The following is a 14,909-nucleotide window of genomic DNA, read 5'->3' as shown; positions in this document are numbered from 1 at the left end:
GCGGAGTATTATGAAAGAATTTATAGTTATCTGGATTGGACAGTTGATTTCCAGTATAGGCAGTGGGATAATTGCATTTGCTGTTGCAATTTATGTTTATCAAAGTACAGGAAGTGCAACATTCGTATCTTTAGCAGCACTTCTTGCATTTCTACCAACAATTCTTTTGAATCCTGCTGGAGGAGTTTTAGCTGATCGATATGATAGAAGATTTATGATGATATTGGGGGATTCTCTTTCTGCATTGGGACTTCTTTTTATGCTGATTAGTATACAAACTAGTCATAGGGGAATAACGCCCATATTTATAGGTGTTACCATAATTGGGAGTGTTATTACCCAATCAGGATTTATTATGGCATATGCAGTATGTGGCGCATTAGCTGATTATGTTTTTGGGCCCATGCTTATGGAGGGAGGCATACTTGCAGGAAATGTAGGGAAATTAATTGGAATCGGAGAAGGACGTGAAATTGGGTTTATGCTCATTATTGCTGGGATTATTATGCTTGTATTTGCATTTATTTTTAGTTCCAAGAAAAATATTTATGAAATAGAAGGGAGCATTAGATGAATTGGTTAATAGTTAAAAATGATTTTAAAAGAAATAAAATTATTAATACTGCACTACTATTGTTTATGATGTTTTCTGCATGTCTTGCTGTTTTATCAGCTATTATGGCAGTTCAAACTATTAAATCTATATCTGACTTATATGAGACAGCACAACCACCACATTTTTTACAGATGCATAAAGGAGAAATCAATCAGAAACAAATAGATGAGTTTATGTCTGATTATTCAGGGATTACTTATTTCCAAACAATTAAAATGATCAATGTATATGGAGAAGATATAACTGTTGACAATGATGAAAAAACATTCAATTTGTCTGATATACGTTTGGACATAGGATTAGTAAAGCAAAACGAAGAAAAGGATTTGCTTTTGAACTCTAAACATGAAAAAGTAGAATTGCAGGAAGGGGAAATAGGGGTTCCGGTTATTCTAAAGGGAATGTACCATATGGAAATAGGTGACGAAATCATTTTGAATTCTAATGACATTTCAATGAAATTTGTAATAACTGAATTTATTTTGGATGCTCAGATGAATTCTACGATGGCATCTTCCACAAGGTTTTTATTAAGTGATGTAGATTATGGAAAAATTGAAGACAGAGTTGGAGAAAATGAATATCTCATAGAGGCATACTTTACGGATACAAGTGAAGCTTCTGATTTTCAAACAGCTTATGAAAATGCCAATTTACCTCAAAATGGTCAAGCGGTAACTTATGCTATGATTTTTATTTTAAGTGCCTTAACAGACATAGTTACTGTATTTGTAATGCTTTTAGTAAGTTTACTATTAATCATTGTGTCATTTATATGTGTTAGGTTTACAATCATAGCGTCTTTAGAGGAAGAAATTCGTGAAATAGGAACAATGAAAGCCATAGGAATTCCATTTTTAGATATTAGAAATATTTATCTTAACAAATATAGATTATTGGCCATAGCTGGAGTGATAATCGGGTATATCTTGGCATTTCTTATGAGTGGTATTTTTACAAATCATATTAATACAACATTTGGGAATATAGAAATATCTAATCTTGCAGCAATTTTATCTCTTGGAGTAGGACTCATTGTTTATTTCCTAATAATTGTTTATTGCAAGAGTGTATTAAAGAAACTAAAAAGAGTAACCGTTGTTGATGCACATACAAGGGGAAATGGATTTGATAAAGATACAAAAGGTATAAAGGATGGACTGTATAAATCTAAATCATTATCTGTGAATTGGCTTTTGGGAGTGAGAGAGGTATTTTATAAATTTAAGAATTGGATAATCATTTATGCAGTCTTAATAATTGCTGTATTAATGATTCTTATTCCTGTGAATCTATTGAATACATTTGAATCTCCTGAATTTATAACTTATATGGGAAGTTCTGCAGATGATATACTTATTGAAGTAGAAAATGGAGAAAAGTTAGAGGAAGGATACGAGAACGTAAGAAATATTTTAAAAAATGATGATTCAATAAAACATTTTTATGAATATAGGAGAATACGTGTACAGACTTTTGATGCAGAAAATGAGACTATGAATTTGCATATTGATTGTGGCGTTAACTCAGGAAATGAACTAAAATATCTCAGTGGAGCTGCTCCTAAAAAAGAAAATGAAATTGCCATATCTTATTTTAACGCTGATAAGATTGGAAAGAATCCTGGCGACGAGATTGTACTAATATTTGACGACAATAAAAAGGAATTTACTATATCAGGGGTGTATCAGGATGTTACCAGCGGAGGTTTTACAGCAAAGTCCATATATGATTTTCATAGTTTAGATTCTGAAAAGTATTCTTTTTCAGTAAATCTTAAAGACGAGGTAAAGGGTGAAGAAAAGGCAAAGGAATGGTCTGAAATCTTAGGAGCAGGAATAAATGTTGACCCAATGGAGGATTTTATAAACCAAACCCTGGGAGGGGTTTCAAGACAGCTTAGAATCATTGTTATTTCAACTGCCATAGTTGCAGTGAGTATAGCTGTAATAATAACGGTAATGTTTTTAAAGCTACGCCTTGCAAAGGATTTGTCTGAAATAGCTATTTTAAAAGCTATAGGATTTTCTGAAAGGGATATTAAACAACAATACATGATAAAAATAGGTATAGTCTCTATAATGGGAATATTGTCCGGAATTATATTAAATAATTTAATAGGAGAAAAGATTGTCAATGCTACATTAAGCATTGCGGGAATAGGTATTAGGGAGGTTCAATTAATTTCAAATTCTTTCGTTGAATTTATCTTGTGCCCTGTTGTATTAATTGGATTGATACTAATTGCAACAGCAATTTTAATGAAAACTATAAAAAAATATAATATTGTTTCTATTATTAATGAATAAAAGGAGAGCCTATGAAAACCATTTTAGATGTAAAGAATTTATGTAAAAGCTTTGGAGAGACACAGGTTTTAAATAATATAAATTTTAAGGTCAATGAGGGGGAGTTTGTAGCAATCATGGGGCAGTCTGGATCCGGTAAATCCACGATGCTATATAGTATAAGCGGAATGGATAGACCTACTTCTGGCAATGTGTTCCTAAGTGGTGAAGATATTTCAAAGGTAGATGAAGAAAAATTAAGCAGTATAAGGTTAAATAGGATGGGTTTTATTTTTCAATATTCCTACCTTTTAAAAAATTTATCTATTCGTGACAATATAGTTCTTCCAGGATTTAAGTCAGGTAAGCATTCCAGAGAAGAGGTAAATAAAAATGCTGAAGCAATAATGAAAAAGACGGGAATTATAAGTGTTGCAAACCATGACATAAAAAAGGTATCAGGTGGTCAGCTGCAACGTGCAGCAATTTGTAGAGCACTTATTAATCAGCCGGATATTTTATTTGGCGATGAACTTACAGGGTCTTTAAATAGTAGTACTACAAAAGAGGTTATGGATAATATTAATAACATAAATAGAGAAGGTACAACTGTTATAATTGTAACCCATGATGCAAAGGTGGCAGCCAGGGCTAGCAGGGTGATTTTCATTATGGATGGAAGTATCAATGATGAGCTAGTGTTAGGAAAATATAATGGAAACGAAGATAATTCATTTCGTGATAAAAAACTAACACAGTGGTTGGATAAACAAGGATTTTAGATGAGGATAATATGAAAAATCTATGTAGTAATTTACTAGCTACTAATAATAATTTAGAAACATAAAATGATTGCATGTTAAAATAACACTTTAAATTTTAAAATTTAGGCCTTCAAATGGAAGAAGTAGCAGAAAATAAGAATTATCATTTCCAGCTAAGATACCTTATAATCCTTGAATTAATGCACTTTACGAGCTTTTTTAACTTTATCACAAATGGTGATAATTTTAGAAATAAAGAGCAAGTTAAGGGTGTTAAGGTAAGAGTTGGTATTTAATAGGGTGTGAGGAGATATGTTAGTAACAATTTAATATGAAATAGAAAAAGACTATGAAAAAGCTAACTCAGCTTACATTTCACAGTCTTTTTGCGTTTTATTAAAATGCGAATTTTTTAGTCCATTGTTAAAGCCATAGAATTCCTTAATTGCATTTTGATCGGCTATTTTTTTACTTTTTCCTACATTTAGTATACTTATAAATATTTAAGACTATAAAAATTAATTTGATACAAAGATTAAGATTTTAAGTGATATAGATGGATTTTTAAAAGAGAGTAAGGAGATAATAAAATTATTCGTAAATAGAACCTATAGAGCGGATATGTATTTATATCCTAAAATCAAATCTCTATAACCAAACAAATGAGCTTTAAACTTAAAATACATAATTTATTTATAAGTTAAAAATAAAAGAAATAGAAGGAGGGTTATTATGATTAGTAATTTTAAGGTATCAGATAAAATAGGAGATATTGTAACTGTTTTTCCAGGGGCAAGTAATTTGTTTTTAGAGTATAGAATAGATTTTTGTTGTGGAGGAAATAGACCATTAATAGAAGCTATAAAAGAGCAAAATCTTGATGAAAATAAAATATTAGCTTTGTTAAATGAGAGATTTAAGGAGTTTCAAGAAAAAAGTGAAGAATTTACAGATTGGGTAAAGGAAAAACCAAGCAAACTTGTAGATTATATTGAAGGTACACACCACGCATATTTAAAAGAAGAACTACCTAAAATAAGTGATCTTGCTTTTAAGATATTAAAAGTACATGGTAAAAGGCATGAAGAACTTTTTAAGGTTCATAAACTATTTAATACTTTAAGAACAGAACTTGAGGAACACTTAGTAAAAGAAGAAGAGCTACTATTTCCTATTATAAAAGAATATGAAACAGAAAAAAGTAACTATAATAAAGAAAAGGTACTAAATCTTTTGAATGAATTGGATAAGGAGCATACAGGTGCAGGAGATATAATTAAAGAACTAAGAGAAGTTACAGAACATTATATTGCTCCAAAGGATGCTTGTAAAACCTTTGAATTAACTTATAAAAAACTAAGGGAGTTGGAACTAGATACATTCCAGCATATCCATCTTGAAAACAATATCTTATTTAAAAATATATAAATTGGAGGGGTAATATTCATGTCATTTAAGATCAGTGATACAGTAACCTGGGTTGGAAAGATTGATTGGGAGTTAAGAACATTTCATGGTGAAGAATACTCTACACATAAAGGTTCTTCATATAATTCGTATTTAATTAAAGATGAAAAGACAGTATTAATTGATACAGTTTGGCAACCATTCTCTAAAGAATTTATAGCTAATTTAAAAGAGGAAATTGATTTAAATAAAATTGATTATATAATCATGAACCACTCTGAAAGTGATCATAGTGGTGCACTTATAGATTTAATGAATGAGATACCTAATACCCCAATTTATTGTACAAAAAGTGGTGCTAAATTATTAAAGGGGCATTATCATAAGGATTGGAATTTTGTAGAGGTAAAGACTGGCGACACACTAGATATAGGTAAAAATAAACTAACCTTTGTAGAAGCAAAAATGCTTCATTGGCCAGATACTATGTTTACATATTTATCGGGTGAAAATATTCTATTCAGCAATGATGCCTTTGGGCAGCATTATGCTTCAGAGTTGATGTACAATGACAAAGCTGATCAAGAAGAATTGTTTCAGGAGGCAATAAAATATTATGCAAATATTTTAACTCCATTTAGCAAGTTCGTTGTAAAGAAGATAGAAGAGGTATTGAGTTTTAATTTACCGGTTAATATGATTTGTCCTAGTCACGGAATAATATGGAGGGATAATCCATTACAAATAGTTAATAAGTATATGGAGTGGGCAAAGGATTATCAGGAAAATCAGATTACAATAATTTATGATACAATGTGGAACGGCACAAGAAGGATGGCTGAAGCCATAGCAGAAGGCATAAAAAGCTCAAATAAAGATATTATAATAAAGATTTTTAATTCTTCGAAAAATGATAAAAATGATATTATTACTGAAGTATTTAAATCAAAGATGGTGATTGTTGGCTCATCAACAATAAATAAAGGAATATTATCCTCAACAGCTGCAATATTGGAGATGATTAAAGGACTTGGTTTCAAGGAAAAGAAAGGGGCAGCCTTTGGCAGTTATGGCTGGAGCGGCGAATCAGTAAAAATTATTAGTGAAGAATTAAATAAGGCTGGTTTTGAGATAGTAAATGAAGGAATAAGAGAATTGTGGAATCCAGATGAAGATGGATTAAACAGGTGCAAAGAGTTCGGAAGAATAATAAAGTACGCTAATAACCCATAAAATCCAGTAAATCAACAGGGCACGGCTTTTGATACCTTATTTTTTATCCAAAAAACAAAGGATGTGCTGCGTCCTAACTAGAAAAGTTAGTTTTGCAACACTCCCTTTTATAATGTTTTGTATTCTTGGCAACGACTCTTTTAATTTGTGCTAATAGCACTCATGCCTTTTCGATGACTGATATCCTGGCACCTCGTTGACCACTGTAACTGAGTTAGTCAATGTGTGCAACTGCACGAATTTCAATCAGCTGGTCAGGGAACGCCATACTAGACACACCGACGAGGGTGCCGGCTGGTCGATGGTCACCCACATACTCCTTAAAAATACTGATGCACTTTTCAAAATGTTCTTGTGGGTTTGTCAGAAATATCTCTATCTCAGCGATGTTCGACCTGGTAGCACCAAATCCCGCCAGTACGCCATCGAGATTCTCTAGCGTTTGCCTGGTCTGTACCTCGATATCGCCCTCGCCAACAAACGTGCCCTGCATATCATGTGAGAATTGACCAGAGATATATATGGTGCCGTTAACGCAGTAGCCTTGTGCGATGCCGTGTTCGTCTTCCCATGGAAGACCGTGACTGTAGGTTCTAGTATTATCCATAATTATCACTCCTTTACTTTAAAGTAAGCTTAGTATATACTAAGCTCAAATAAATAAATAGTACGCACTTTATTGAAAGGTACTATTCGAAAGGATAGTGTAAGTATGGGTATGGCTGATTTTAATGGTAAAGTTAAAAATATTCAAGATACACCTTTTGGTTATACAATGTCAGTGATTGGCGGTAAATGGAAAATGGTTATTATTTACCTTTTAGCAGAAAAACAACCAGTTCGCTTTAATGAACTGAAAAGACAAATAGGAACTATTACTTTTAAAATATTGAGTTCTCAATTAAAAGAATTGGAAGCGGATGGTTTGGTGAAACGGAAAGAGTATCCTCAAATCCCTCCTAAAGTAGAGTACAGTCTGACAGATAAAGCAGAAACTTTATTACCAGTTTTGGAAGCGTTGTGTGAGTGGGGAGCAAAAAATCGAAATAATTAAAAGTTCAGTATAGGTTGGATGAGGAAGATTATATAAGGCAGGGGAGTCGTCGTTCTAAGTCAGTTGCAATTATTAAGGAAGGCACAAAATTAGCACAGAATCTTATGGACAAATATAATATAATAGATTGGAAGTAAGAAAAGTATTTAGCCACCAAGGGGGTACCATCTCCCTGCGACATCATGATTGTACTCTCAAGGCATGTGGTATTGTGAATTTTTTATGTGGCAATTGTAATCTTAAATCTAATATAGAAGATCTTAAGGAGAAATTGAATAATATTATAGTTGAAAAGAATCATAATTTATTAGATGATGAAGTAATTAATTTAAGTCAGTTTCTTGATAATTTAGTATGTGGTTGTATATTTTGTGGAAAACAATTAAATAATCCATGTAAATTAAAGCTAAAAGATATATTTGGCACACATTCAGCTTTTTATTATTATGGACAAGAACATCTTTTTACTAGTATGTACTTTTATATAAAAGAAGGTATCAATAATAATTAATTAATTTATATATCTATGCAGGAAAATTTATATAGTAAATTAATAAAATTTTTAAAAGCTAATAATGTACCTGTTAATGGAATTGAGTTTAAACCAGTAAAAGAATTAATTATGGTTAATAAATATGGTGGCTTAATTAAATTAAAAGAAAGAGTTGGCAAAATTTCTTTAGAAGATAAAGTTAAAAAATATAGTGGTATTAGATGGATTGGACAGCCTTCTTATGCTATTCAATCTACTTCGGAAAAAGATTTTTTAGATTGGGAAGTTAATTTAAATGCAGCTTTAAACGATACAAAAGTTTCTTTGCTTTGTATATATGATGCTTATGATTATATACATGAAGGGAAGCTTATTAATGAATATGTAATAAATAAATCATTAGATACACATTCTTATGTTTTAAAGAATTTAAGTTTAGAAGAAATAAGCTAATGATTAAGATAAAATTTTTTAACAATACTAATTATTATCAAAAATAGTTTGTATAAAAGGCTATATTATAATTAAAAATGGTGCAATTATTATATAACCTTTTTAGCAACTATTTATTAATTTACTTAAACATATTATTAAGTATATCATGATTATTTGCAGCAAGAACTAAGGTATCTCCTGATTTAATGGTAGATGAACCTTTTGGTATTACTATTTCACCCTTTCTTTTTATCATAACAACAAGTACCTCTTCTGGTATATTGGCTTCCATTAGGGTGTTGTTCACCCAGGAGCAATTGTTATCAATATAAAATTCCAATAACTCAGTATGCACTTCATCCTGGAAATCATTAAAGGTTTTATAAATTGATGACCCGCTTTCAACTAAATCTAACTTTTTAGCAATTTTTGGAATTAAAGTTCCTTGAACAACAAGAGAAAATAGAGAAATAAAAAAAACAGTGTTGAATATATCGTTGGCAATGTGAAGTTGATTTGTCATGGCGTAGGTTGCAAAAACTATAGAGGCTGCCCCTCTAAGGCCAACCCAGGACACGAATATTTGATGTTTAAGTGGGATTTTAAACCAACTTAGTATGCTCATAACAGCAATAGGTCGTGCTACAATAACCATAAATATAGCAATTGATAGTCCATTCACAAAAACTGATGGGAGCTGTGAAGGAAAAACTAATAATCCTAATGTAAAAAACAGCGCAATCTGCATAAGCCATGATATCCCATCAAAAAAATGCACCATACTTATTTTATGTGGGATTTTCTTATTACCAACAATTATCCCAATTATATATACTGACAAGAATCCGTTACCGCCAATATACTCACTTATTGAGTACCCAAGAAGTATAATAGATATAATAAATATTGGATACAAACCATCGATTTCAAATGGAACATGTTTTAAAATTAATATAGACACTTCAGCAACAATAAAACCAATAATTGAACCGAAAATAATTTGTTTTGAAATAAGTACTATTATTGATTGTTGGCCGGTATTTGTTAATATTGAAATCATAACTATAGTTAACATATATGCCATAGGGTCATTGCTGCCGCTTTCCATTTCAAGCATAGAGGCTAGACCATCTTTTAAACTTAATTTTTTAGACCTTAAGATAGAAAATACAGAGGCAGCATCTGTAGAAGAGACAATTGAGCCGAGCAACATACCTTCAATGAATGTAATATCCAAAATATAATATGAGAAAATTCCAACTAACAATGCAGTAAGAGCAACGCCTATAGTTGATAACAATATGGATTGAATTGCTATAGGTTTTGCTGTTTTCCAGTTAAGACCGAAGCCACCATAGAACATAATAAAAACTAGTCCAATAGTTGATATTTGTTGAGTTAATATTGAGTTATCAAAGTATATTCCACCTAGTCCATCGGAACCTAAAAGCATTCCTAAAGTTAAAAAAATCAATAATGTAGGTACACCATATTTATACAACAACTTACTTGAAAGCACAGAGATTATAAGTATTATACCAAATAATAATAGAATCTTAGCCATAAACCTTATACCCCCTTCTGAAAATTCTATGCCTTTGTTAAGCATGGCAAATGCATATTATATAATATCATAATATTAACATTTATATTTTACTAACCTTAAATATTTACAAAAAGTTTAAATGATTAGTACATGCTAGGTACAAAAGATTAGGAGGTATAACTTTTACGCAGAACTATAGATATTTGCGTTAAGGTATAGGGTTTTGAATATTTGTTTATGTTGAAATTGAATTATTGACAATGAGTATAATAAATGATATAAAAAATATAGACACAACAAGTTAATATATAAATTCTATGAAGAGAAAAAGTATACTATTTTATTGTTCCACAGAGAGTTGGCATTATGCTGAGAGCCAATGTTCAAAGATTAGTTGAAAATCATCTCTGAGAAGCAGAGCTGAAATTTATTTTAGTAAGCAATGCAGGTAGTCCACCGTTAAAAGGAACACGTATTATAATGTACGTTGATGAGTGTTATAAATTAATTTTTGTATGTTAATTTATAGAATCAGGGTGGTAACGCGAGCATAACTCGTCCCTTATATGGGGACGGGTTTTTTATTTTTAAAATAATCAACAAAGGGGGAATGGCTATGGAAAGTGATATTGATATTAGGATTAGTAGCCATAAAAGAAAAAGAATAAATTGGGGGTTTTTAGTATGGAAAAGTTGGACAGAAAGAAGTTGTTATTTGTAAGCTTAATGATATTTTCAATGTTTTTTGGTGCAGGTAATTTAATATTTCCACCGCAATTAGGACAATTAGCAGGAACGAATATGTTAACAGCAATGGGGGGATTTTTAATTTCAGCAGTGGGGCTTCCTATACTTGCAGTTGCTGTAGTAGCTAAGGCAGGAGGGCTTAATATACTGGCAAGCCGTGTACATCCAAGATTTGCTTTTGCATTTACTGTATTGATTTATTTATCAATAGGGCCTTTCCTGGGTATACCGAGAGCGGCCAGCTTAGCCTTTGAAATGGGTATTTCACCATTTTTATCGAATACCATAGGTGGAAGCAGGCTGCCATTATTTATATATTCTTTAGTTTATTTTGGAATAGCCTTTTGGTTATGCTTATCACCTTCCAAGCTGGTAGATAGATTTGGAAAAGTTTTAACACCTACACTATTGGTTTTAATAGCAAGTATATTTGTATTTAGCTTGTTTAAACCAATAGGGGGATTTGCAGCACCTATTGGTGATTATGCACATTTTCCTTTGCTTAAAGGATTTTTAGAAGGATACAATACTATGGATGCCATAGCAGCACTTAATTTTGGTATTGTAATTTCTATTGCTTTGAAAGAAATGGGAGTAACAGAAGAGAAAAAGATTGTATCCAATACTATAAAGTCAGGAGCCATAGCAGGATTATTTCTAACAATCATATATGGAATGCTTGCATATTTGGGAGCTGCTTCAATGACAAGGTTTGGAGCAACTGAAAATGGAGCTCAAACACTTACAAATGTAGTATTTTATTTATTTGGACAAAAGGGCTCTGTATTACTTGGGTTAATATTTTCACTTGCTTGTTTAACAACATCAGTAGGGCTTTTAACCTCCTGCAGTCAATATTTTGCAAAGTTAATGCCTAAGGTTTCATATAAAGCTTGGATTACAATACTCTCTATATCAAGCATGATATTTGCAAATGTAGGATTGACACAAATACTTAAATTTTCGGTTCCGGCTTTGACCGCTATATATCCAATGGCAATTGTTCTTATGGTACTTGCACTTTTTAATAATTTTTTAAAGGAAAATTCTTATGTATATTTATTTACAATGATATGTACTTCCTTTGTTAGTATATTAGAGGCCTTGGGACAATTTGGATTAAAAGTTAATATACTTAACAGTCTGCCGTTTTATTCAAAGGGACTTGGTTGGATTATCCCAGCAGCTGTTGGTGCAATAGCAGGATTTATTTACGGAAACCTAAGGAATAAAGGGTTTGAGAAAAAATATATGCTGGAATCCAAAGAAATTAAACAAAAAATATAGATATACTGGGAGGATGATAGAATGAATATAATGAAGCCACTTGTAAATTTACCTTTTACATAAATTTCTAAAAAGTATTATAATAGCTTTCAAAGAGATCTAAAAAAAGATGATGAAATAAATAGAGATATTTTAAGAGAAACATTGAGTGTAAATAAAGAAAGTAAATATGGGAAAAAGTATAATTTTGAAAATATAAATGAAATAAAAGATTATAAAAGATTAGTATCAATACCTAAATTATAGTGATTATAAAAAATACATTGAGAGAAGTGCTAAAGGAGAGAAGAGTATATGAACTTTCTTAATCAAAGTTAGCAAGTATTACTATTAGAGCATTACATTATCATGATAAAAAATCTAAAGGCATTAAGATGAGAAAATCTTAATACCTTTATTTTTTTATAATAATATAATATGCAATTTAGTAATCATGTAAATAAAATTTTTCTTTCAAATATCTAACACATAACAATAATTTTATAAGGTGTGGTTTGTGCTGGTATACTCTTTGTGGTAGCGCCATAGACAACAATTAGATTTCGATTTGCAGGGTTTTTGGTAAAGGTTTGATCATTTTCAAGTATTATCTGAGTAGATGGGGCAATGTTTAATTTCAATGTATAATCACTGCTCACTAATTCATTATTAAAATAATCTACTTTTACATTTTGGTATAACTCATCTTCTGCCATTACAATGGCATTATACTGTGGTGGAAAAATGAGGGGAACAGGTGCATTTCCATCATAGAATCCAGTTACTATATCTCCTGGCTCCACAGTTATATGGTCTACAAAATAAGTGCTTGGTGTCACAATGAAATTTACTAAATTCCCATATTCATTTTCTATAGACATTAATTTATAACATCCTTCACCTCCATCACTTCCACCTATGAAAAAATCGTTAATCGTGGTAATAGTCCCTTTAAAAGATAGAAATTTTGTCATTTTTCATCCATCCCTATTAAAATTTATATCCTATATAGATTATGAGTTCTTAATAATTTATGTTAATAGTCTTTTCAAACTAAATTACTGTTTTTAATGGTATGTTTTTGTTAAATTTTGGCATATAAATTATGAATTAGATATACATATTAACATATAAAATTAATGTGGTAAGAGGAGTAATTGTTTATGAAAAATTCTAACAAATCCTTTAAAGTGCTTGCTGTATCTATTGTATTGTGCTTGGTTAGTATGATAGGAGCTTCTTTGGTACAATCTTCATGGGGCAACATTACAATTAAGGAAATGAGTTGGGAAAGTCCATCAGGGCATCAATTAAGTGCTTATCTCTACAAACCTGTCACAGCTACAAAGGATATTCCAGCACCAGCCGTAATAACTATAGAAGGATGGTATAATAACAAAGAAATGCAGGATGCATATACTGTGGAACTTGCTCGTCGTGGTTATGTTGTGCTTTCTTTAGACATGCATAGTCATGGCAATTCAGAAAGTCTTCCTGCTGACAAGTTGTATGATGGTGCCGTTGGAGTTGACGGCGGAGTACAGCTAATTGCTTCATTACCATATGTTGATAAAGGTCGAATAGGAATTACAGGACATTCAAGTGGAGGTACAGCTGGCAATATGGCTGTGGAAATAGACAATAAGAGGGAAGCCCCATTAATCAAATCTATTTTCCTTCAGGCTGCTGACTGGCAGGATGATCGTGGGGGAGATCATAGCGGTGATTATGGAAATAGAAGTGTAGGTATTATTGCAAGTAAACATGATGATTTTTACTTTGGAACCTATGACAATGAAGGGAATATGCTTACTGCCCCTAAAGATTTTATTCAAACTTATGGTGCCAAAAAGTTTCTAAACTTTAATGAGGATATTTCTACTTTTTCGGGAAAGGCTGAGCCAGAAAAATACTATACTCGCAACATTAATGGTGTCGAAGCCATTCGTGTTATCCATACTCCTTCATTTATTCACCCTTGGGTTACTTTTTCAAAACAAGGTGTATCCTATGCTGTTGATTTCTTTGAGAAAACTTTAGGTGCTCCAAATTCTATTTCAGGAAATCAGCAAGTTTGGCAATGGAAAGCACTTTTCAATCTAGTGGGTCTAGTAGGATTCTTTATGTTTATGATAAGTTTTACAATTGCTATGTTAGAAACAAAATACTTTGGTGTTCTTAAGGCAGAACAAGAAGTAGAAGCAACGGTGATAAAAGATAAAAAAGGGTTAATGTGGTTCTGGGTGGGACTACTTATTAGTGCAGTATTTTCAGGTTTCAGCTTTTTGATTATAATGGCTTTGGTTTATTCTCACACAACAAATATCTTCACTCAAACAGGGCCTCTTACAATTGGCGTATGGTCTGCAGTTTGTGGTATATTTAGTGTAATAGTTATGACAATATCATATAAATTTTATGGTAAAAAGCATGGATTATCACTCAAGGATAGGGGGATTGTGCTTAATAGAGAAAAAGTATGGAAAACAATTCTGCTTTCTATTATTGTTATTGTATGTTCCTTCAATTTAGTATTTTTTGCACAATATTTCTTTAAAACAGATTTTCGTTTTTGGGTATTAGCCGTAAAAGCATTTCAATCTGATAAAGTTTTAATTGCACTTCGATATTTACCGCTATTTCTTATTTTTTATGTGATTAATTCAATTTCAGTTAACTGCTTCAACTACAATTCAATAGGAGGGAAGAAAAGCTGGGGTAACATTGCAATAGTTGGTCTGTTTAACTCCTTGGGATGCATAGTAATTGTAGCAATTCAGTATATTGCATTCTTTAGTACTGGATTCCAGGTATGGAGGGTTACTGAAGGAGATCGTATAGGACCTATATGGTTGTTCACTGTAATTGTGATTTTGTTTCTTGCTGCCATTATTTCACGTATTATTTACAAAAAAACCCGCAATCCATATTTGGCAGGAATTATTAATGCTATGTTTGTAACAATGATTAGCTGTTCCAATACTACAACAATTCTTGGCGCTGCCACTTTGATTGCTACAACATTTTAATGCAGATTATCTTATGAAGCACAGCAGGAAA

15 protein-coding genes and 1 other annotated feature are annotated in these 14,909 nt (G+C 31.6%); of the genes, 12 read left to right on the top strand and 3 right to left on the bottom strand.

Going from position 1 to position 14,909, the window contains the following annotated elements; all coding sequences use genetic code 11:
• The first annotated feature begins 10 nt into the window (after positions 1-10).
• The 5 genes from ACWW38_RS06300 to ACWW38_RS06280 all read left to right on the top strand — a co-directional run bounded on the left by ACWW38_RS06300 (position 11) and on the right by ACWW38_RS06280 (position 6,308).
• Entirely contained in the window at positions 11-574 is a 564-nt protein-coding gene (locus ACWW38_RS06300; protein ID WP_456259951.1) for an MFS transporter, read from the top strand.
• Positions 571-2,925 carry an FtsX-like permease family protein gene (locus ACWW38_RS06295; RefSeq protein WP_456259950.1) on the top strand — a complete coding sequence of 785 codons (2,355 nt, stop codon included), beginning with the start codon at positions 571-573 and terminating at the stop codon, positions 2,923-2,925. Before ACWW38_RS06300 ends, ACWW38_RS06295 begins: the two co-directional genes overlap by 4 nt.
• Before the next feature lie 11 nt (positions 2,926-2,936).
• Positions 2,937-3,686, top strand: coding sequence for an ABC transporter ATP-binding protein (locus ACWW38_RS06290; RefSeq protein WP_456259949.1), 750 nt, complete (start codon positions 2,937-2,939; stop codon positions 3,684-3,686).
• A 714-nt stretch (positions 3,687-4,400) separates the two neighbouring features.
• A complete protein-coding gene (gene ric, locus ACWW38_RS06285; protein ID WP_456259948.1) occupies positions 4,401-5,096 on the top strand; it encodes an iron-sulfur cluster repair di-iron protein in 696 nt (231 codons plus the stop codon).
• Positions 5,097-5,114: 18 nt separating this feature from the next.
• Positions 5,115-6,308 carry an anaerobic nitric oxide reductase flavorubredoxin gene (locus ACWW38_RS06280; RefSeq protein ID WP_456259947.1) on the top strand — a complete coding sequence of 398 codons (1,194 nt, stop codon included), beginning with the start codon at positions 5,115-5,117 and terminating at the stop codon, positions 6,306-6,308.
• Positions 6,309-6,522: 214 nt separating this feature from the next.
• Here the strand turns inward: ACWW38_RS06280 and ACWW38_RS06275 are convergent, their stop codons facing one another.
• The gene (locus ACWW38_RS06275) at positions 6,523-6,915 is read right to left on the bottom strand and encodes a RidA family protein (protein ID WP_456259946.1); all 393 of its coding nucleotides are present in this window, start codon (positions 6,913-6,915) and stop codon (positions 6,523-6,525) included.
• A gap of 105 nt (positions 6,916-7,020) precedes the next feature.
• Here ACWW38_RS06275 and ACWW38_RS06270 point away from each other — a divergent pair, with 105 nt between their 5' ends.
• From ACWW38_RS06270 to ACWW38_RS06255, 4 genes are all read left to right on the top strand, one after another.
• On the top strand, positions 7,021-7,362 hold the full coding sequence (locus tag ACWW38_RS06270) for a winged helix-turn-helix transcriptional regulator (RefSeq protein ID WP_456259945.1): 342 nt from the start codon (positions 7,021-7,023) through the stop codon (positions 7,360-7,362).
• A 14-nt stretch (positions 7,363-7,376) separates the two neighbouring features.
• On the top strand, positions 7,377-7,499 hold the full coding sequence (locus ACWW38_RS06265; RefSeq protein ID WP_456259944.1) for a hypothetical protein: 123 nt from the start codon (positions 7,377-7,379) through the stop codon (positions 7,497-7,499).
• Positions 7,500-7,573: 74 nt separating this feature from the next.
• The gene (locus ACWW38_RS06260) at positions 7,574-7,873 is read left to right on the top strand and encodes a Spo0E family sporulation regulatory protein-aspartic acid phosphatase (protein ID WP_456259943.1); all 300 of its coding nucleotides are present in this window, start codon (positions 7,574-7,576) and stop codon (positions 7,871-7,873) included.
• A 15-nt stretch (positions 7,874-7,888) separates the two neighbouring features.
• Positions 7,889-8,308, top strand: a complete 420-nt coding sequence (locus tag ACWW38_RS06255) for an MEDS domain-containing protein (RefSeq protein ID WP_456259942.1) — start codon at positions 7,889-7,891, stop codon at positions 8,306-8,308.
• A 121-nt stretch (positions 8,309-8,429) separates the two neighbouring features.
• Here the strand turns inward: ACWW38_RS06255 and ACWW38_RS06250 are convergent, their stop codons facing one another.
• Positions 8,430-9,854: a potassium/proton antiporter gene (locus ACWW38_RS06250; RefSeq protein WP_456259941.1), complete on the bottom strand. Its 1,425-nt coding sequence runs from the start codon at positions 9,852-9,854 to the stop codon at positions 8,430-8,432.
• A 290-nt stretch (positions 9,855-10,144) separates the two neighbouring features.
• Positions 10,145-10,402 (top strand) — a binding site (T-box leader).
• Positions 10,403-10,520: 118 nt separating this feature from the next.
• Here ACWW38_RS06250 and brnQ point away from each other — a divergent pair.
• Positions 10,521-11,870 (top strand): branched-chain amino acid transport system II carrier protein, encoded by a 1,350-nt coding sequence (gene brnQ / locus ACWW38_RS06245; RefSeq protein ID WP_456259940.1) that lies wholly within the window; start codon positions 10,521-10,523, stop codon positions 11,868-11,870.
• Between the two features lie 63 nt (positions 11,871-11,933).
• Positions 11,934-12,116 carry a GH3 family domain-containing protein gene (locus ACWW38_RS06240; protein ID WP_456260429.1) on the top strand — a complete coding sequence of 61 codons (183 nt, stop codon included), beginning with the start codon at positions 11,934-11,936 and terminating at the stop codon, positions 12,114-12,116.
• Between the two features lie 215 nt (positions 12,117-12,331).
• Here ACWW38_RS06240 and ACWW38_RS06235 read toward each other — a convergent pair whose 3' ends face one another.
• On the bottom strand, positions 12,332-12,823 hold the full coding sequence (locus ACWW38_RS06235; RefSeq protein ID WP_456259939.1) for a hypothetical protein: 492 nt from the start codon (positions 12,821-12,823) through the stop codon (positions 12,332-12,334).
• A gap of 189 nt (positions 12,824-13,012) precedes the next feature.
• Here ACWW38_RS06235 and ACWW38_RS06230 point away from each other — a divergent pair, with 189 nt between their 5' ends.
• Positions 13,013-14,878 carry an alpha/beta hydrolase family protein gene (locus tag ACWW38_RS06230; protein ID WP_456259938.1) on the top strand — a complete coding sequence of 622 codons (1,866 nt, stop codon included), beginning with the start codon at positions 13,013-13,015 and terminating at the stop codon, positions 14,876-14,878.
• Positions 14,879-14,909 lie beyond the last annotated feature (31 nt).

This window comes from Clostridium sp. JNZ J1-5 (assembly GCF_053901425.1).
Note: the sequence above shows the minus strand (reverse complement) of the source record. Positions and strands in the feature narration are given on the sequence as shown.

What these genes read in the sequence shown, in the direction of transcription:
- ACWW38_RS06295 (WP_456259950.1), top strand. Translation starts at nt 571, where the DNA reads ATGAATTGGTTAATAGTTAAAAATGATTTTAAAAGAAATAAAATTATT.
- ACWW38_RS06270 (WP_456259945.1), top strand. Translation starts at nt 7,021, where the DNA reads ATGGGTATGGCTGATTTTAATGGTAAAGTTAAAAATATTCAAGATACA.
- ACWW38_RS06250 (WP_456259941.1), bottom strand. Translation starts at nt 9,854, where the DNA reads ATGGCTAAGATTCTATTATTATTTGGTATAATACTTATAATCTCTGTG.
- ACWW38_RS06255 (WP_456259942.1), top strand. Translation starts at nt 7,889, where the DNA reads ATGCAGGAAAATTTATATAGTAAATTAATAAAATTTTTAAAAGCTAAT.
- ACWW38_RS06230 (WP_456259938.1), top strand. Translation starts at nt 13,013, where the DNA reads ATGAAAAATTCTAACAAATCCTTTAAAGTGCTTGCTGTATCTATTGTA.
- ACWW38_RS06280 (WP_456259947.1), top strand. Translation starts at nt 5,115, where the DNA reads ATGTCATTTAAGATCAGTGATACAGTAACCTGGGTTGGAAAGATTGAT.
- ACWW38_RS06300 (WP_456259951.1), top strand. Translation starts at nt 11, where the DNA reads ATGAAAGAATTTATAGTTATCTGGATTGGACAGTTGATTTCCAGTATA.
- ACWW38_RS06235 (WP_456259939.1), bottom strand. Translation starts at nt 12,823, where the DNA reads ATGACAAAATTTCTATCTTTTAAAGGGACTATTACCACGATTAACGAT.
- ric (WP_456259948.1), top strand. Translation starts at nt 4,401, where the DNA reads ATGATTAGTAATTTTAAGGTATCAGATAAAATAGGAGATATTGTAACT.
- brnQ (WP_456259940.1), top strand. Translation starts at nt 10,521, where the DNA reads ATGGAAAAGTTGGACAGAAAGAAGTTGTTATTTGTAAGCTTAATGATA.
- ACWW38_RS06290 (WP_456259949.1), top strand. Translation starts at nt 2,937, where the DNA reads ATGAAAACCATTTTAGATGTAAAGAATTTATGTAAAAGCTTTGGAGAG.
- ACWW38_RS06275 (WP_456259946.1), bottom strand. Translation starts at nt 6,915, where the DNA reads ATGGATAATACTAGAACCTACAGTCACGGTCTTCCATGGGAAGACGAA.